16 protein-coding genes and 2 riboswitches are annotated in these 18281 nt (G+C 63.9%); of the genes, 11 read left to right on the forward strand and 5 right to left on the reverse strand.

The genetic code is table 11. The annotated features are described in order from the left end of the window. The first annotated feature begins 12 nt into the window (after window positions 1-12). Window positions 13-256, forward strand: a riboswitch (cobalamin riboswitch). A gap of 113 nt (window positions 257-369) precedes the next feature. From cobW to AB6804_RS10975, 4 genes are all read left to right on the forward strand, one after another. Beyond that, a complete protein-coding gene (gene cobW, locus AB6804_RS10960; protein WP_370886475.1) occupies window positions 370-1449 on the forward strand; it encodes a cobalamin biosynthesis protein CobW in 1080 nt (359 codons plus the stop codon). 4 nt (window positions 1450-1453) lie between these two features. Continuing rightward, window positions 1454-5227, forward strand: coding sequence for a cobaltochelatase subunit CobN (gene cobN / locus AB6804_RS10965; RefSeq protein WP_370886476.1), 3774 nt, complete (start codon window positions 1454-1456; stop codon window positions 5225-5227). 20 nt (window positions 5228-5247) lie between these two features. Continuing rightward, on the forward strand, window positions 5248-6237 hold the full coding sequence (locus AB6804_RS10970; RefSeq protein WP_370886477.1) for an ATP-binding protein: 990 nt from the start codon (window positions 5248-5250) through the stop codon (window positions 6235-6237). A gap of 113 nt (window positions 6238-6350) precedes the next feature. Then, a complete protein-coding gene (locus AB6804_RS10975; RefSeq protein WP_370886478.1) occupies window positions 6351-6905 on the forward strand; it encodes a VWA domain-containing protein in 555 nt (184 codons plus the stop codon). Here the strand turns inward: AB6804_RS10975 and cobJ are convergent. From cobJ to cobG, 4 genes are read right to left on the reverse strand one after another with little or no spacing between them, the layout of a single operon-like run. Beyond that, the gene (gene cobJ / locus AB6804_RS10980) at window positions 6902-8530 is read right to left on the reverse strand and encodes a precorrin-3B C(17)-methyltransferase (RefSeq protein ID WP_370886479.1); all 1629 of its coding nucleotides are present in this window, start codon (window positions 8528-8530) and stop codon (window positions 6902-6904) included. The two genes, AB6804_RS10975 and cobJ, sit on opposite strands and share 4 nt — an antisense overlap. After that, a complete protein-coding gene (locus AB6804_RS10985; RefSeq protein ID WP_035964542.1) occupies window positions 8518-9246 on the reverse strand; it encodes a precorrin-2 C(20)-methyltransferase in 729 nt (242 codons plus the stop codon). The genes cobJ and AB6804_RS10985 overlap by 13 nt, the downstream gene beginning before the upstream one ends. Continuing rightward, on the reverse strand, window positions 9243-9869 hold the full coding sequence (locus AB6804_RS10990) for a precorrin-8X methylmutase (protein WP_370886480.1): 627 nt from the start codon (window positions 9867-9869) through the stop codon (window positions 9243-9245). The genes AB6804_RS10985 and AB6804_RS10990 overlap by 4 nt, the downstream gene beginning before the upstream one ends. Beyond that, window positions 9862-11076: a precorrin-3B synthase gene (gene cobG, locus AB6804_RS10995; RefSeq protein WP_370886481.1), complete on the reverse strand. Its 1215-nt coding sequence runs from the start codon at window positions 11074-11076 to the stop codon at window positions 9862-9864. The genes AB6804_RS10990 and cobG overlap by 8 nt, the downstream gene beginning before the upstream one ends. Window positions 11077-11194: 118 nt before the next feature. After that, window positions 11195-11386: riboswitch (cobalamin riboswitch) on the reverse strand. An 83-nt stretch (window positions 11387-11469) separates the two neighbouring features. Here cobG and cbiE point away from each other — a divergent pair. The 5 genes from cbiE to AB6804_RS11020 are packed head-to-tail and all read left to right on the forward strand — an operon-like array spanning window position 11470 to window position 15673. Then, on the forward strand, window positions 11470-12678 hold the full coding sequence (cbiE, locus tag AB6804_RS11000) for a precorrin-6y C5,15-methyltransferase (decarboxylating) subunit CbiE (protein ID WP_370886482.1): 1209 nt from the start codon (window positions 11470-11472) through the stop codon (window positions 12676-12678). Window positions 12679-12709: 31 nt separating this feature from the next. Next, window positions 12710-13807, forward strand: a complete 1098-nt coding sequence (locus AB6804_RS11005; RefSeq protein WP_370886483.1) for a cobalt-precorrin-5B (C(1))-methyltransferase — start codon at window positions 12710-12712, stop codon at window positions 13805-13807. Beyond that, window positions 13804-14538, forward strand: coding sequence for a cobalt-precorrin-6A reductase (locus tag AB6804_RS11010; protein WP_370886484.1), 735 nt, complete (start codon window positions 13804-13806; stop codon window positions 14536-14538). Before AB6804_RS11005 ends, AB6804_RS11010 begins: the two co-directional genes overlap by 4 nt. After that, window positions 14535-15260 (forward strand): precorrin-4 C(11)-methyltransferase, encoded by a 726-nt coding sequence (cobM, locus tag AB6804_RS11015; protein WP_370886485.1) that lies wholly within the window; start codon window positions 14535-14537, stop codon window positions 15258-15260. The genes AB6804_RS11010 and cobM overlap by 4 nt, the downstream gene beginning before the upstream one ends. A gap of 5 nt (window positions 15261-15265) precedes the next feature. Further along, window positions 15266-15673 (forward strand): DUF4186 domain-containing protein, encoded by a 408-nt coding sequence (locus tag AB6804_RS11020; protein ID WP_370886486.1) that lies wholly within the window; start codon window positions 15266-15268, stop codon window positions 15671-15673. Window positions 15674-15693: 20 nt separating this feature from the next. On the opposite strand, the gene AB6804_RS11025 is transcribed toward AB6804_RS11020, so the two are convergent. Further along, the gene (locus tag AB6804_RS11025; protein ID WP_370886487.1) at window positions 15694-16455 is read right to left on the reverse strand and encodes a TerC family protein; all 762 of its coding nucleotides are present in this window, start codon (window positions 16453-16455) and stop codon (window positions 15694-15696) included. 272 nt (window positions 16456-16727) lie between these two features. On the opposite strand from AB6804_RS11025, the gene AB6804_RS11030 reads away from it, so the two are divergent. Both AB6804_RS11030 and AB6804_RS11035 read left to right on the forward strand, forming a co-directional pair. Then, the gene (locus tag AB6804_RS11030) at window positions 16728-17864 is read left to right on the forward strand and encodes an OpgC domain-containing protein (protein ID WP_370886488.1); all 1137 of its coding nucleotides are present in this window, start codon (window positions 16728-16730) and stop codon (window positions 17862-17864) included. Window positions 17865-18011: 147 nt separating this feature from the next. Beyond that, window positions 18012-18185, forward strand: a complete 174-nt coding sequence (locus AB6804_RS11035) for a DUF1328 domain-containing protein (protein ID WP_035964337.1) — start codon at window positions 18012-18014, stop codon at window positions 18183-18185. Window positions 18186-18281 lie beyond the last annotated feature (96 nt).

An 18281-nucleotide genomic window follows, 5' to 3' on the forward strand; every position in this document is an offset into this window, starting at 1 on the left:
CCCGCTACGCCTAGACTTTCACGCAGTTTTGGTGCTCGTGCGCGAGCTTCTTTCGCGCACAGTTAAACGGGAAGCAGGGAGCGCCTGGCCATGCATGATCATGGCTTGCGTCAACCTGCGCTGCCCCCGCAACGGTAAGCGACTGGCGGTATCGATTGACGATGCCGCGCATTGCGCCACACGCCACTGCCATCGGCAGGAAGGCGGTGCAATGAAGCCGCAAGCCCGGATACCGGCCAGACTTTCGCAAGGACCCATGCCGCGGGGATGCGGCCCGGTCCATGATCACAGAGCCGTGCGCATTCCCGTTCGACATCGCATTCCATGCCTTGAGCGGCACGGCGCACGCACACACGCCACGGAGCAACGATGCAAACCCGCAAGATTCCCGTCACCGTCGTGACCGGCTTTCTCGGCAGCGGCAAGACCACTTTGATGCGCCACATCATGTCGAATGCGCAGGGCTTGCGCCTGGCGGTCATCGTCAACGAGTTCGGCGAACTCGGCATCGACGGCGAGATTCTGAAGGGCTGCGGTATCGGCTGCGATGACGAAGCGGCCTCTGGGGACCGCAATCTCTATGAGCTTGCGAACGGTTGTTTGTGTTGCACGGTGCAGGAAGAGTTCTATCCCGTGATGGAGCAATTGCTCGAACGGCGCGACCGCATCGACCACGTGCTGATCGAAACCTCCGGTCTCGCATTGCCGAAGCCGCTCGTGCAGGCGTTCAACTGGCCGTCCATCAAGAATGCTTTTACCGTGGATGCCGTGATCACGGTCGTCGATGGCCCCGCTGCTGCGAGCGGCCAGTTCGCGTCCAATCCCGCCGCAGTCGATGCACAGCGCAAGGCCGATCCGAACCTCGACCATGAATCGCCGCTGCATGAACTGTTCGAGGATCAGCTTTCATCGGCCGATCTGGTTATCGTCAACAAGACGGACCTGATGGACGGCAATGCATTCGGCCAAGTGGAAGCACTCATACGCCCCGAGATTCCGCCGCAAGTGAAGATCGTGCCTGCGCAGATGGGACGGCTCGATCTGCATGCGTTGCTCGGCTTGCAAGCGGCATCGGAAGAGACAATTCATTTGCGGCACGATCATCACGGTTCCGTGGATGATGAAGGCCACGCCGATCATCATCACGACGCGTTCGATTCGGTCGTCGTTCAGGCGAGCATCGAGTCGCGCGAGCAGGCCATCGCCGCGTTGCAGAGTCTCGTCGAGCATCACACGATCTATCGTGTGAAGGGCTTTGCCGCTCTTCCCGGCGCTGCGATGCGTCTGGTCGTGCAAGGCGTGGGCCGTCGTTTCGATAGTTACTTCGACCGGCGCTGGTCCGAAGGCGAAGCGGCAAGCCGTTTCGTGCTGATCGGAGAAGACCTCGATCGGCCGGCGCTTCAAGCCGCATTCGATGCCGCGCTCGCCGGCGCGCCCGTCCAGGCCTGACACGATGCACTTACTACGCACGACACCTGGCGGTTTCGTCGACGATGCCGCTGGCGTCATACGCATCGAGCAGACGCGTGCGCCGATCGTCGTGCTCAGTTCGGCGGACACGACGCTCGCACTGCTGGCGAGCGTGTTTCCGCGCCTCGAAGCGGGCTTTCCCGAAGTGCGGCTCGCGAATCAGTCGTTCCTGCGTCAGCCCGCATCGGTGGACTTTTATATCGACGATGTCGTGCGTCACGCGAAGGTCGTCATCGTCGACCATCTCGGCGGCGAATCGTATTGGCCGTATGGGATCGAGCGGCTCGTATCGCTTGCGAAGAGCGAGAAGCAAGTGCTCGCGATGTTCTCCGGCGATCTCACCGAAGACCCCAATCTGATCGCCAAGAGCACGGCCGACGCCGCATTCTGCCGCGTCTTGTCGCGTTATCTGCGCGAAGGCGGCGCGCGCAATGCGGAAGCGTTCCTGCGCGCGATCGCTCATCATGCGCTTGGCTTCGGGCGCGAGCCGCAGCCGCCGAGTCCGTTGCCTGCTGTCGCCATCTATCATCCCGAGCACGATATCGCCGTGATCGACGACTGGCGCGCGCGATGGACCGAGGGCGCGCCCGTCGTCGCGGTGCTGTTTTATCGCGCGCATTTGCAAGCTGGCAATACAGCGGTATTCGATGCGCTCATCGAATCGCTCGAGAGGGAAGGCCTCAATCCGCTGCCGATCGCGATTTCATCGCTAAAAGAATGCGTCAGCCGCGAAGTGGTGGCGCGCTTGTGTGCGGAGCATCATGCGTCGCTCGTGTTGAATACGACGGCATTCGCAGCGGGCGTGATCGGCAAGAGCGAAGCATTCGAAGTGGCCGGCGATGCGCCCGTGCTGCAAGTGGTTTTGAGCGGCGGCAATCGCGAAGACTGGCAGAAGGACAATCACGGCCTCAATTCGCGCGATGTCGCGATGCATATCGCGTTGCCCGAAGTCGATGGCCGCATCATCACGCGTGCAGTGAGTTTCAAGGGGCTTGCGTATCACTGTCCGCATACGCAAGTCGACGTCGTACGCTATCAGCCCGATGCCGAGCGCGTGCGCTTCGTCGCGGAACTGAGCCGGCGTTGGTGCGCGCTTCGGCATAAACCGAACGCGGCCAAACGCATCGCGCTGGTGCTCGCGAACTATCCGGCAAGCGAAGGGCGCATTGGCAACGGCGTGGGTCTCGATACGCCGGCGTCCGCGGTCGGCATTCTGTCGATGCTTGCGCGCGAAGGCTATCGCGTCGGCACTATTCCCGAGAATGGCGATGCGCTCATCGCGGCGTTGACGCAAGGCGTGACGAACGATCCGGTCGTGCGCGATCTGCGTCCCGCGCTGCAAAGCCTTTCGCTCGAGGAATATCGTGCTGCGTATGACGCGGTCCCCGCCGATGCGCGCGCGGCACTGGAAGCGACATGGGGCGCACCCGAGCAAGACCCGACGATAAGACGCGGCCGCTTCATGATCGCGGGCTTTCGTTGCGGGGAAATCTTCGTCGGCATTCAGCCTTCGCGTTCGCGTGAACGTAACGACTACGCGAGCTATCACGATGCCGAACTCGTCCCGCCGCATGCTTATCTGGCGTTCTATTTCTGGCTGCGTTCGCGCTTCAATATCGACGCCATCGTGCACGTGGGAAAGCACGGCAATCTCGAATGGCTGCCGGGCAAGAGCGTGGCGTTGTCGGCGTCGTGCTGGCCCGATCTGATTCTCGGCCCGATGCCGCATCTCTATCCGTTCATCGTCAATGATCCGGGCGAGGGCAGTCAGGCGAAGCGGCGCGCGCAGGCGGTCATCATCGATCATCTGATGCCGCCGCTCACGCGCGCTGAGAACTACGGGCCTTTGCAGGACCTCGAACGGCAAGTCGACGAATACTACGAAGCGTTGATGGTCGATGTGCGCCGTGCAAAACTCTTGCGCAAGTCGATACTGCAGAACATCGTCGAACACAGATTGCATGAAGAGCTGGGGCTGGATGCGCCGCGCGACATCGCGGGCGAAGACGCATTGCTCACGCGCGCCGATGCCTACCTATGCGAACTGAAGGAAGCGCAGATACGCGACGGCCTGCATGTGTTCGGCGTATCGCCGGAAGGCGTGCAGCGCCGCGATACCTTGCTTGCATTAGGGCGCTTTCCAGTTGGCGATGGTCAAGGTGCGAACGCGAGCCTCATCACCGCGCTCGCACGCGATCTGCAACTGGGCGATGCCTTCGATCCGCTCGATTCCGACTGGTCCGCATCATGGACGGGCCCGCGCCCTGAAGCATTGCAAGCGGTGAGCAGTGCGCCGTGGCGTCATCATGGCGACACGCGCGAGCGCCTCGAATGTCTTGCGATGCAACTGCTGCAAGACGATGCTCACGCGCCCGGACCACGTACGAAACTCGTGCTTGAACGCCTGAAAAGCGATGTCCTCTCGCGTCTCGATGCCTGCGGACCGCAAGAGCTGATGCAACTCAGGCGCGGTCTCGAAGGACGCTTCGTGCCGCCGGGACCGAGCGGTTCGCCATCACGCGGCAGGCCCGACGTCCTGCCTACCGGTCGCAATTTCTATTCGGTCGATACGCGCGCCTTGCCGACGCAAGCCGCCTGGTCGCTCGGGCTCAAGTCCGCGAACATGCTCGTCGAGCGGCACGTGCAGGACCACGGCGACTATCCGCGTGCGATCGGCTTGTCAGTATGGGGCACGGCGACGATGCGCACAGGAGGTGACGACATCGCTCAGGCATTCGCGCTCATCGGCGTGCGGCCGAAGTGGGCGGCGGGCAGTCATCGCGTGACGGACTTCGAGATCCTGCCCATCTCCATCTTCAATCGTCCGCGCATCGACGTGACCTTGCGGGTATCGGGCTTCTTTCGCGATGCGTTCGCCAATCTCATGCATCTCTTCGACGCGGCGGTGCAGGCCGTTGCCGCACTCGAAGACGAGCCGGACGACGTGAACCCGATTCGCGCACGGATTCTGCGTGAACGCGATGAACTGATCGGCCGTGGTGTCGATGCAACGGAAGCGCGTCGCCGTGCGGGGTGGCGTGTCTTCAGCACGAAGCCCGGTGCATATGGAGCGGGCTTGCAGGAACTGATCGATGCGCGTCAATGGCACACCGACGCCGATCTCTCGGAGGCTTATCAAAGCACGGGCGGTTATGCGTATTCGCAAGGCGGCGACGGCGTCGAAGCGCGCGCGAGCTTCGGCACGCGTCTCTCATCGCTCGATGTGGTGCTGCAAAACCAGGACAATCGCGAACACGACATTCTCGATTCGAACGACTATCACCAGTTTCAGGGCGGCATGGTGGCGGCAGTGCGTTATCTGTCCGGCCTGCAGCCGCAGGCGTACAACGCCGATCACAGCAACCCGGCGGCGCCGCGCGTTCGTACGCTGAACGAAGAAATTGCGCGCGTGGTGCGTGCGCGCGTTGTCAATCCGAAATGGATCGATGGCGTCAAGCGACACGGCTACAAGGGCGCATCGGAACTGGCCGCAACGGTCGATTATCTATTCGGCTACGACGCCACGGCGCGCGTCGTGTCCGATCATCAATATGCGCTCGTCACCGATGCCTATGTGAACGATGCCGGCACGCGCGACTTCATCGCCCGTCACAACCCGCACGCGTTGCAGTCGATCTGCGAGCGTTTGCTCGAAGCGATGGAGCGCGGCTTGTGGCAAGCGCCGGGCGACTATCGCGAGGCGGTGACGCAGCATCTGCTCGATGTCGAGCAGCAACTCGAGAGCCGACAGATTTGAACGAAACCTCTTCATTTCCAGTGTTTCCTTTCACCGCGCTCGTCGGACAGGCGCCGTTGCAGCAGGCTTTGCTGCTCGCGGCCGTCGATCCGTCGCTTGGCGGCGTGCTCGTCAGCGGGCCGCGCGGCACCGCGAAATCAACGGCGGCGCGCGCGCTCGCGGAGCTTCTGCCCGAAGGGCGGCTCGTGACCTTGCCGCTCGGCGCAAGCGAGGAACAGTTGATCGGCACGCTCGATATCCAGACTGCGTTGCGCGACGGCGGCGTGAAGTTCTCGCCGGGCCTTCTGGCGAAGGCGCATCGCGGCGTGCTGTATGTCGACGAAGTGAACCTGTTGCCGAATCCGCTCGTCGATCAGTTGCTCGATGTGGCGGCGAGCGGCGTGAACATCATCGAACGCGACGGCATTTCGCACCGGCATGATGCACGCTTCGTTCTTATCGGGACGATGAACCCGGAAGAAGGCGAACTGCGTCCGCAATTGCTGGACCGCTTCGGGCTCGCGGTGGAACTGGACAATTGTTTCGATGCGAACGTGCGGCAGAGAATCGTCAAGTCGCGTCTTGCATTCGATACGGACCCCGAAGCATTTCGTGTGATCCATGCGGACAATCAGGCTGCGCTCGGCGAACGTATCGATGCTGCCCGCGCCGCGCTGAACGACTACGATTTCGACGATGCCGTTCATGCGCGCGTCAGCGAGCTTTGTATCGCCGCGCAAGTGGATGGCCTTCGCGCGGACCTCGTGATGCTACGCGCGGCGCGTGCGCTCGCGGCGCTCGAAGGCGCGCATCGCGTCGAGACGAAGCATGTCGAGTGCGTGGCCGAAGCCGTGTTGCGTCATCGGCGCCGTGAGCAGGACGCGCCGTCGCAGAGATCGCCGCATGAAATGCCGCCTCGTCAGGCAAACGGCGCGAGCGCACAGGATGGCGAATGGGGCTATGTGCCGCCCGAACCGGTTGGCGCCGCGAAGATCAAGCAAGTCAGGCCGCTCGCCGAAAAAAAAGCCTGAGCCATCGAAGGCTCGACGCCGATGCGCAAGCGCATCGTCTTCGATGGCAGGATGCGCGTTCGCGGGGCCGCTACGCTGCGCACGATGGCGCGGACAGCGCACGCATCGACTGGATGGCGACGCTGCGGGCGAAGCGCGCCGCGCCTTTTCATGCGGCACATATGCGCTTTCGCCGCACCGATGGCGACGCGAGCGCGCTGCATTGCTTCGTGCTCGATTGTTCCGGCTCGATGCTAGGCGGCGAGCGTCTCGCACGCGCCAAAGGCATGTTGATCGCGCTGTTCGACCGCGCTTATCGCGAGCGCGCTGAAGTCGCGCTGGTGTGCTTCGGCGGTGGACGCGCCGAAGTGCGCCGTCAGCCGGGCGCGGCGCATTGGTTCAACGAGCGATGGATTGCGCCGATCGGCGGCGGAGGCGGTACGCCGCTCACGCTCGGCATGGCGAGCGCGGCAACGGTGCTTGCGCGCGCCGCACGGCGCAGGCCCAATCAGCGCCGCTGGCTATGGCTGCTGACCGATGGCCGCGTGAACGAGCGGCCCGCCGCGCCTTCCTTTGCAGATCGCATCATCGTCGTGAATTTCGAGGATGGACTCGTGCGTGTCGGCGGGGCGGAGGCGTTGGCGGTGTCGTGGCGAGCGCAATGCGTATCGGCGGATGCGCTGCTTTAATACCAGCGCGGCGTATAGACCCAGTTGCCGAACGTGCGTGTTCGCGATGAACCGACGATCACCATCGTGCGCATATCGACGAGGCCGCCGTGCAGCTCGCCCAGCGTAACCGTGCGAATCGTTTCGGCGGGACGCCCCACGTCGCGGCCGAGCACGACGGGCGTCGCTGCGTCGCGATACTGCCGCACGATGCTCATCGCGCGATCGAACTGCGAGGGCCGCGCCTTCGATAGCGGGTTGTAGAACGCCATCACGAGATCGGCTTCGCACGCATGTGTGATGCGTTTCTCGATCACGTCCCAAGGCTTCAGGTTGTCCGATAGCGACAGCACGCAGAAGTCGTGGCCGAGCGGTGCGCCCGCGCGTGCGGCCGTCGCTAGGGACGCGGATACGCCCGGTAAAATGATCAGCTTGACCGCGTTCCATTCAGGATGCGCCGCGCGGCCTTCGTCCAATGCTTCGAGCACGGCGGCGGCCATCGCGAATACGCCCGGATCGCCCGATGAAACGACAACCACGTTGCGTCCGGCGCTCGCGAGTTCGAAAGCATGGCGCGCGCGTTGCAACTCTTCGCGGTTGTCGCTCATATGCACGCACTGATCGGCGCGATACGGTCTCGCCATGCGCAGATACGTTTCATAGCCGAGCACGTCCTGCGCGGCGATGAGCGCGGCCTTCGATGCGGGCGTCATCAGATCCGCTTTGCCGGGGCCCAGACCGATTACGGTCAGCGTGCCGCGGGCGCGGCCAATGGTTTGCACATCGACAGGGCCGTCCGCCACGGTAATGCCGATGTCTCGCGAAGGCATCGCGTCGCTGAAACGCAGCGGCACGTTGAGTGCGCTGGCGGCATCGGCGAGGGCATCGCAAGTCATCGCGTGCGTCGGCGCGACGAGTGCTGCGAGCGCAAGCGGCGACAAGCGGTGTGCTTGCAACGCATCACGCACGCGTTCTGCGACTGGACCGCTTACGTCATGCACCCACGCCACCACGCAGCGCGGGTGAATCACGAGCGCGTCGTTGTGTTCATCGATATGTGGCGTGACGCGCACCGCCAGGCGCGCATCCGCATTGCGCGGAAGATCGGCGTGATCGAGCCAGGGTGCATGACCTTCTATGCGCGTCGTTTCGCCCGCGAGCAAGTCTGATACGAAGCGCTTGCCGCGCTCGATATCGGCCAGCGCATATCCTTCCGGCGGCGCAAGCAGGCATGTGCCGAAGCGCAATTCGCCGCTTGTCGTGATCGCAGGTTTTACGTCGAGCGCAGCAGCGATTTCTTTGGCAAGCACGTTGACGCCGCTCATGCCGCCGAGGAGCGGCACTACCGCGCTACCGTCCTGCGCGATGGCCAGCACGGGCGGTTCGGCTTGCTTGTCGCTCAGGCAGGGCGCAAGTGCACGAATCACGATCCCCGCGGCACATAGCGCGACAATCGGCGTGTCGGCTGCATAGAGCGAACGCAGGTGCGCGCCGAAATTCTCGTAAGCGAGATCAGCGTCCACGCGGCCCGCAAGACCATGCACGAGCGATCCGGCATATTGCGCCTGAATGCGCCGGGCAGTGTGCATCGCGCTCTCACCGAGCACGACGATGGCAAGCGTCGAATGCGTCTTCACGCCTGCCATTTTTTCCCCGGCACGACGAGCAGCGAGAAATAAGGCGACGCCATCGGATCGACTTCATCGAGCGGGACGATGCGTTGATTCGCCATCGTCGCGCGTTCGACATAAAGCGCGCGCTTGTCGAGCCCGAGTTCGATCAGGACGCGGCGCACTTTCTCGAAGTTGCGTCCGAGTTTCATGACGACGGCCGCATCCGACGATTCGAGCTTGCGCCGAAGTTCCTCTTCAGGCAGCACGCCCGAAAGGACGCTGAGACTTTGATTGCGATACACGAGCGGCGCGCCCAGCACCGATACGCCGCCGAGCATCGAGCACACGCCGGGGACCACATGCGCGTCGAAGCGTCCGGCCAGGCGGTCGTGCAGATACATGTACGAGCCGTAGAAAAAGGGATCGCCTTCGCAGATTACCGCGACATCGCGCCCCGCTTCGAGATGATCGGCGATGGCGAGCGCGGATTCATCGTAGAACGCGCTGATGATGGTTTCGTAGCAAAGCGGCGGTTCGAGCGCTTCCGTCGTGACCGGATAGACGAGCGGCAGGCGCGTTTGTGTATCGTCGAGATGCGACTCAATGATGCCGAACGCATTGCCTTTCTTTCCCTTCGCGACGAAATAGGCAACGACCGGCGCGGACTTCAGCAGCCGCAGCGCCTTGACCGTGATGAGTTCGGGATCGCCCGGACCGACGCCTAGGCCATATAGCCGTCCGCTCATCATTCGGTCTCCGAAGCAAGTGCGTTCACTGCGGCGGCGGCCATTGCGCTTCCGCCGCGCCGTCCGAGCAAGGCGACGTAAGGCACGCCGCGGCTGTCGGACGCAAGCAGCGCCTTGGATTCCGCCGCGCCGATGAAACCAACCGGAAAGCCCAGAATGAGCGCGGGTTTCGGTGCGCCGTCATCGATCATGTCGAGCAAATGAAAGAGGGCGGTCGGCGCATTGCCGATCGCGACGATCGCGCCTTCCAGATGCGACCGCCATAGCTCGAGCGCGGCGGCGGATCGCGTGTTGTTCATCGCACGGGCGCGTTCGGGCACGGATGGATCGCCAAGCGTGCAGATCACGCGGTTGTCGGCGGGAAGGCGTGCGCGCGTGATGCCTTCCGCGACCATGCGTGCATCGCAGAGAATGGGTGCGCCCGCAGCAAGCGCCGCGCGGCCCGCATCGCCTGCGCCGGGGGAAAAACGCAAGTTATCGACGATATCGGTCATGCCGCACGCATGGATCAAACGCACGGCGAGCTTCTCGATATCGGAAGGAATGGCGCTCAGGTTGGCTTCGGCGCGAATCGTCGCAAACGACTGACGATAGATTTCGGCGCCGTCGCGAATGTAGTCAAGCATCGGCATGGCTCCGGGCAAGCCATGCGGCCGCCTCTTCGATGGAAAGATCGTGCGCGACGCACTGCGCCTGCTGATGCACGTCATAGCGGCCGGTTCCGACCGCGAACAGCGTTACTTCAACCGGATGCGCCGCCGCGCACGAACGATCGCAACCGCTCAAGTGCACGTGTGTATCCGGCGGCAACAGCGGCGCGAGGCGGTGCGCATCGGCTTTGGTGTCGGCGTGGCTTTTCCCGCAGCCGGCCGATCCTGTACATGCGATGAGTCGCGCAAGCGGATGGCGCGGGTCGGTGACGAGGCCGAGCGCATCGACGCGATTGATCACGTATTGCGTGTCCTGCATTGCGACGCCGGGAAGCACTACACTTTGCCACGGCGTGAAAGTGAGCCGCCCCTGCGCATGCGATGACGCAAGATCAGCAAGCGCGTCGAGCGTCGCCGCGTCCAGACGGCCAAGCGGCGGTTGCGCGCCGACGTACCATGCATCGTGTTCGGGCATTGCGTGTGCGCCCAGACGCAGCGACGCATCGGACGGCGCACGTCGCCATGTCGTGCATGCGGCATCGAAGGAAAGCGCATCGAGAAAGCGCGCAACGCCGATGCGTGCAAGCACCTCGCGCATGCGATGTTCTTGCTGCGTAGCCTGTGCCAGAAACGCATGCAGCACTGCAATAACGAAACGCACGGCATCATCGCGTGCAATGCTGCCAAGCGCGGGAGCATGTTCGACGCGATGCGGCATCGACCCTGCAAAACCGAACGCAAAACGCGCGCCGCCATCGAGTGCGGAGAGCCACACATCATGCGTATGGTCGAGCATGGTGAGCGATTCGCCGCCATCCAGTTGAAGCGAAAACTTCGGCGATAACGCGTGCAGCGCGGCATCGTTCTGCATCGCGGCAATGATGCTGGCGGCGAGCGTGCGCGTCGCGTCGTTGGCGAGCGGGCTTAGCATGACGTTGCGGATATCGTCGCCGCCTTCCGCTTGCGGACCGAGGCCGGCGTTCAAGGCGCTATCGATGAGTTCCGCGTGGGCATCGTCGCGGATGCCGCGCAGTTGCAGATTGGCGCGGTTCGTCACGTCGATGACGCCCGAACCGCAACGCACGGCGGCGCGTGCAACCGCATGTGCTGCATGCGCGCTCAGTTCGCCGCCGATGAGACGCAAGCGGGCGAGGCCGCCGTCTCGTGCGGGCACGATGCGCATGAGGCCGGGACAAGCCGATGGCCGCGATGTTGAAGAATGTGCGTTCAAATGCGTGACGGATGCGGTATCGCGCCATGAACAGACCGGTACACCCCGCCCGGCAGGCTCGCGCGAAATAAGCGTTGATTCTGGCGTCGGCAGGTCTCTTGGCTGGCAGGTCGCCATCCGCGCCGGCCTTCCCGGTATAAACCAGTGGCAGTGGAGCGCGGACTCGCTGCGTACAATTGCGGGGGCAGCCACAGTTTTGCTGTGTTCCCTGTTAGGCCCTTCAGGTTTTACCCTGGCAGGCACCGACGGACGTTGTATTATGCCCGCTTTTATCGACCATCAGACCGCTTCGTGCATGCAGTTTTCTCGTGATGCGCGCGGCGAACCGCAAGGAGGGAACGGCGCATGTCGACCTGGCTGACCGTGGTGGGTATCGGCGAGGACGGCTGGCATGGCCTGAGCCGCGCGGCACGTCGCGCGCTCATCGAAGCCGGTTCGATCCACGGTGGCGAGCGTCATCTCGCGCTTCTGCCCGCACGCATTCCGGCGCGCCGCGTGCCGTGGCCCAAACCGTTTTCCATCGATGCCGTGCTCGCGGAACGCACGCGCGGCACGCGAGTATGCGTGCTCGCAAGCGGCGATCCGATGCACTTCGGCGTCGGCGCCACGCTTGCACGCGAGCTTTCGCCCGACGAAATGCGCGTGATTCCCGCGCCTTCCTCGCTATCGCTCGCAGCGGCGCGTCTCCACTGGGCGTTGCAGGATGCACAGTGCGTATCGCTCGTCGGGCGTCCGGTCGCTGAACTGCTCGCCCATACGTTTCGCGGCGCGCGGCTTCTCGTCCTGAGCGCCGATGGCTCGACGCCCGCGGCTATCGCATCGTTGCTGACCGTGCATGGCTTCGGCGCGAGCCGCATGAGCGTGTTCGAGCACCTTGGCGGTATCGGCGAGCGCCGCATCGACGAACGTGCGGACGATTGGCGCGAGCCGCAAGTCGCTGCGCTCAATCTCGTGGCGATCGAATGCAGGACGCACGCAGGCCACGCCGGCCCGCCGCTCACGCCCGGTCTGCCCGACGAAGCCTATCGTCACGATGGCCAGCTCACCAAGCGCGATGTGCGCGCCATCACGCTCGCGCGTCTTGCGCCGCAGCCCGGCGAGTTGCTATGGGATGTGGGCGCGGGCTGCGGTTCGATCGGCATCGAATGGATGCGCGCGCATCCGGCGTGCCGCGCGATTGCGATCGAAGCAAATGAAGGGCGGCAGCGTCTCATCGAGCACAACCGCGATGCGCTCGGCGTGCCGACGCTTAGGCTCGTGAAGGGCGAAGCGCCCGCCGCGCTGAATGGCCTTCCCGCACCGGATGCGGTATTCGTCGGCGGAGGGGCGACCGCGCCCGGCGTGCTCGATGCCTGCTGGTCGCGTCTGCGTCAGGGCGGTCGTCTCATCGTCAACGCGGTGACGTTGCAGAGCGAAGCGGCGCTCGTCCACTGGCGGGCGCGGCATGGCGGCGAACTGACGCGCGTGAGCGTCGCGCACGCCGAGCCGCTCGGCAGCTTCGATACGTGGCGGCAAGCGTTGCCGATCACCTTGCTGCATGTTGCAAAGTCGTGAGCGTTCCTAACTATATCGTTCCATTCGACGCATGCGCGACGAAACGCCCGACACCCCCGCGCCGCTGAGAAGCGGCTATACCACCGGAAGCTGCGCGACCGTAACGAGTCTCGCGGCTGCGCGTCTCTTGTTGACGGGCGAAGCGAGCGAACGCGCCGAGATCCTGTTGCCACGGGGCCAGCACGTCACGATGAAGCTCGAATTCTGCCGCCTGATCGACGGCGAGCGCGATGAAGCGGAAGCAGGCGTCATCAAGGATGCCGGCGACGATCCCGACGTCACGCACGGCGCGCTGGTGTTCGCGCGCGTGCGACTGTCGGCGGATACGGGCGTGCGCTTTCATGCCGGGCCGGGCGTCGGCACCGTGACGCGTGCGGGACTTGCGCTCGCGATCGGCGAACCGGCGATCAACCCTGTTCCTCGTCAGATGATGACCGGGCATCTCGAACGACTCGCGGCCATCGCGGGCTATGCGGGTGGCTTCGACGTGACCATCGGTGTCGAAAATGGCGCGGCGCTCGCGCAGAAAACCATGAACCCGCGGCTCGGTATCGTCGGCGGTTTGTCGATACTCGGCACGACCGGCATCGTCAGGCCGTTTTCGTGTTCGGCGTACATCGCGTCGATTCATCAGGGCATCGACGTCGCGCGGGCCAACGGTGTGCGGCATATCGCGGCATGCACGGGCAACCAGAGCGAGGACGCGATGCGCGCGCGCTACGGCATGCCCGATATCGCGCTGATCGAAATGGGCGATTTCGCGGGCGCGGTGTTGAAGCACTTGCGGCGCGCGCCCGTCGAGAAGCTCAGTCTATGCGGTGGCTTCGGGAAGCTGAGCAAGCTCGCTGCGGGACATATGGACCTGCATAGCCGCAGCTCGAGTATCGACTTGACCTTGCTCGCGGTGTGGGCCGCCGATGCCGGTGCAAGCGACTCTCTGCAATCCGCGATTCGCGCGGCTAATACGAGTCAGGAAGCGTTGAAGCTGGCGCGCGCCGAGAGCATCGAACTGGGTGATGTCGTCTGCGCGCGGGCACGTGACGTCGCACAAGATGTGGTGCCGCGAGGCATCGTCGTGGAGACGTTCGCCATCGACAGGCAAGGGGTGATCGTGGGAAGCGCAGTATGAAGCGTGTCTTGCTGCTGGGCGGAACGGGCGATGCGCTCGCCATCGCGCGACGGCTAACGAAACCGCATGTCTACAGCATCGCGGGCCTCGCACGCGTCCCTGCCGATCTCGCGTGCGAAGTGCGCGTCGGCGGATTCGGCGGCGTGGCGGGGTTGATCGGCCATCTGCACGCGAACGATATCGCGCTCGTCGTCGATGCGACGCATCCCTATGCCGCGCAAATGAGCCGTCATGCGCGCGAGGCCTGCACCGCTGCCGGCATTCCGCTCTGGGCCGTGCGGCGTCCCGCATGGCAGCCACAACCCGGCGACGACTGGCGCGAGGCGGCGAACTGGCGCGGCGTCGTCGAAGAGATCGCGGCGTTCCGTCGGCCACTGTTCACGCTTGGCCGCGAGCCGCTTGCGCATCTCGATGAGATTCCCGCGTCGCAGCACTGGACCATCCGCTGTCTCGATCCGCACGCAGGCAACGCGCGCGCCGATATCATCGACGCACGCGGCCCGTTCGATATCGCCGGCGAACGTGCGCTCATCGATGCGGCGCGCATCGACGTGATCGTCAGCAAGAACAGCGGCGGCAAGGCGACGGAAGCGAAGCTCGCCGTGGCGCGCGAAAGAGGGCTGCCCGTCGTGATGCTCGCGCGTCCCGCGTTGCCGGCGGCCGAGCGCGAATTCGACGACCCCGCGAGCGCGTTCAATGCGCTGCTCGCTTTCCACACGAACAACCAATGACCGTCTACTTCATCGGCGCAGGACCGGGCGATCCCGAACTCATCACCGTCAAAGGGCAAAGGCTGATTCGCACATGCCCGGTGATCCTGTATGCCGGATCGCTGGTGCCTGACGCCGTGTTGTCGGGGCATCGCGCGACGCGTATCGTCAATACGGCCGAACTCGATCTCGATGCGATCGTCGCGCTTCTGAAGCAGGCGCACGACAAAGGCGAAGACGTGGCGCGCGTGCATTCCGGCGATCCATCGCTTTACGGCGCAATCGGTGAGCAGATTCGATGTATCGAACAGATCGGGATTCCTTATGAAATCGTGCCCGGCGTGACGGCGACGGCGGCATCGGCGGCGGCGCTCGGTTGCGAACTCACGCTGCCCGGTATCTCGCAGACCGTCATCCTGACGCGCTATGCCACGAAGACGTCGATGCCGCCGGGAGAATCGCTCGCGGACCTCGCGCGTCATCGCGCAACGCTTGCGATTCATCTGGGCGTGCGTCATATCGAGCGGATCGTCGCCGATCTCTTGCCGCACTATGGCGAGGATTGTCCAGTCGCTGTCGTGTTCCGCGCGAGTTGGCCGGACGAGGAGCGCGTGAAGGGCACGCTTGCGAATATCGCGCAGAAGGTGCGCGCAGCAGGCATGGAGCGCACGGCGATGATCATTGTCGGGCGTGTGCTGGACGCAGAAGGCTTCGCCGATTCCACGCTGTACGCGAAGGACTGAATCGAATGCGCGACCTCGACGCCGTGTTCGAAGCACTCGCGAAATCGGCGTTTCGCCGGCGTTTTGCGCTGGGCGTGCGGGAAGGGCGGTACTTGCGCGAGCGCGGAATCGAAACAGTGCTCGTGCAGGCCGACGAGTTGATCGGCAAGCGGCTTGCGCCGCAAGCGCCGCCGAACGACGGCAAGCAGACGCCGTTTCGCGGGCATCCGGTGTTCATCGCGCAGCACGCAACCGCGACGTGCTGCAGGACGTGCCTCGCGAAGTGGCATGGCATCGCGGCGGGCAAGGCGCTCGACGAAGCCGAGCGCCGTCATGTCGTCGATGCAATCGGGCGATGGCTGCGTGCGCAGCCTTTACCGCACACGCCCGATGCGGCCGCGAACGACAACCCGCAGCGCGAATTGCCGTTCTAGCCGCATCGCCTGCGACGCGCTCAATGCTTCGCTTCGTGCGGCGCCTGACTCCGGCGCTTGCTGTTCGCCTTGCGCGCCAGCATGTTCAGCCCTTCGACCAGCGCGGAGAAGGCCATTGCCGCATAGATGTAACCCTTCGGCACGTGCGAGCCGAAACCTTCGGCGATCAGCGTCATCCCGATGACGAGCAAGAAGCCCAGTGCGAGCATGACGATGGTCGGATTGCGCTCGATGAACCGCGACAGCGGCCCCGCCGCGAACAGCATCACCGTCACCGCCGCAATCACCGCGACGAACATGATCGGAATGTGCTCGGTCATGCCCACCGCCGTCACGATGCTGTCGATGGAGAACACGAGGTCGAGGACGAGAATCTGGCCGATCGCGGACAACGGCGTAAGCGTACCGCCCGTCGCGGGGCCGGCGTCGTTATCGTCGTGCGAAACGTGATGGTGAATTTCCGTCGTCGCCTTCCAGACGAGAAAGACGCCGCCCGCGATCAGGATCAGGTCGCGCCATGAGAAGCCGTGACCGAATGCCTCGAAGATCGGCGCCGTGAGCCGCACGATCAGCGCGACGGTGCCGAGCAGGCCGAGCCGCATCACCAGCGCAAGCCCGATGCCGATGCGCTGCGTGCGCTCCCGATGGGCAAGGGGCAGCTTGTTGGTGAGGATCGAGATGAAGATCAGGTTGTCGATGCCGAGCACGACCTCCATCACGACGAGAGTCGCGAGGGCGGCCCAGGCGGCGGGATCGGTGACGAGGGCGGCGAAATAGTCCATGCGAGCGTGTTGGTTGATGTGAGAACGAGGGCGTGATCTTAGCCTGTTCGCCCATAGCTTGAAAGCAAGATGAAAACTTTTCGAGGCGAACGCGGGTAGAAAGTTCTCACATATCCTAAAAAGCGACAAATATCGGATTTGAAACAGAAAACTCCGTCTGTTCCGATGATGCGCTGCCGCATTTACGGGTAAACTCCTATGCTTCGATGCCGCGTGCTGCGGCCCCGCTTTTGAACCTGCCTGCGAGCGCGCAGGAACCCACCATACGCCGCATGTCCGGAAAATCGCAACGCCTCGTCGAGCTGGATTTCTTTCGTGGACTCGTCCTGCTGATTATCGTCGTCGATCATATCGGCGGAAGCATGCTGTCGCGCTTCACGCTGCATGCGTTCGCGCTGAACGACGCCGCCGAAGTCTTCGTCTTTCTCGGCGGCTTCGCCACCGCGACGGCGTATGTGTCGCTCGCGGAACGCCGCTCCGAAAGCGCGGCGCGCATGCGCTTCATCAAGCGCGCGTTCGAGATTTATCGCGCTTTCGTCGTCACGGCGGTGCTGATGCTGGTCGCCACGTTCCTGCTGCGGCCGTTCTATGGTCACGCGCCCAACCTCGCGCTGCACGATCTCGACAGCCTGATGTCCGCGCCGTTGTCGTCCATCGCGCAGATCTTGACGTTCGAGCGCCAGCCGTATCTCGCCGCCGTCCTGCCGATGTACGCGCTGTTCGCGCTTTCCGTGCCGCTCGCACTGCCGCTGGCACGCAGCAAGCCGTGGCTGCTGCTCGGCCTGAGCCTCGTGCTGTGGGCGTGCGCGCCGCAGATTGGCGAATACATGCCTTCCGTCGACGACACTCTCTGGGACTTCAACCCCGCCGCCTGGCAGCTGATGTTCATGCTCGGCGTGCTGGCGCGCTGCCAGCCGGTGTATCAGCGGATCGCGTCGCATCGCTTCGGCTGGACGATCAGCGCGGCGGCGTTCGCGCTCATCGCCGGCATGGCGTATTACAAGCTGCTCGTGTTGCCGCCCGTGCTCGACAGCGCGTTCAAGCGTGATCTGGCGGGGGCGCGCGTCGTCAACTTTCTGGCGATTGCGTGGATCGCAACGAATCTCGCGCGCTACGGCGTCGTGAAGGCGATTGCACGGCGTTTGCCGTGGGTCGGGGCGATCGGGCGCGACGGCATGGTCTGCTTCGTCGCGGGAACGGTGATTTCGCTCGTCGTCGATTCGATTCTTTTCACGATCACCGACGGTCTCATCAACGTGCCGGCCGGTCTTGCCGCCGATGCCATCGCGATTACCGCGCTGCTGTCGGTGCCTCGACTGCATCAGCCGGTCGCGGAGTGGCTGCGTGCGCGGCGGACTGTACCGGCGAGTGCGGCGGTTGCAGCGGCGGACAATCGGGCAGTGCGGTAGCTGAACGAGAAGGGCAGCACAAGAATGCGCTGCCCTTCTTTCGGTGCTAAGAAAGCAACTAACCGTCTATTCTTCCGGCGTCTTCGACAACCCCGGCACGACACTTGCAGATAGCGACGCATCCATAACCAATAAGGACTCGCTGTCATGCTCAAACTCGCCATCCTCTTTGCAGTCATTTCCGTTATTGCCGGCTTCTTCGGCTTCGGGCGCGTGTCGTCCGGTGCGGCAGGCATCGCGAAAATCTGCTTCTTCATCTTCCTCGTACTGTTCGTGATCTTCCTGATCGTCGCGATTTCGGCGGGATCGCTCGTGCTATGACGTTGACCGTCGACGCCGGGCAGTAGCGCTTCCTCGCATCGACCCGAGTGCCGGGAGAATGTTAGATTCCGTCGAGGAGACATTCGACCGGCCGCG

Origin of the sequence: Caballeronia sp. RCC_10, from assembly GCF_041360715.1 — a bacterium.
In the GTDB taxonomy this organism is placed as follows: domain Bacteria; phylum Pseudomonadota; class Gammaproteobacteria; order Burkholderiales; family Burkholderiaceae; genus Caballeronia; species Caballeronia grimmiae.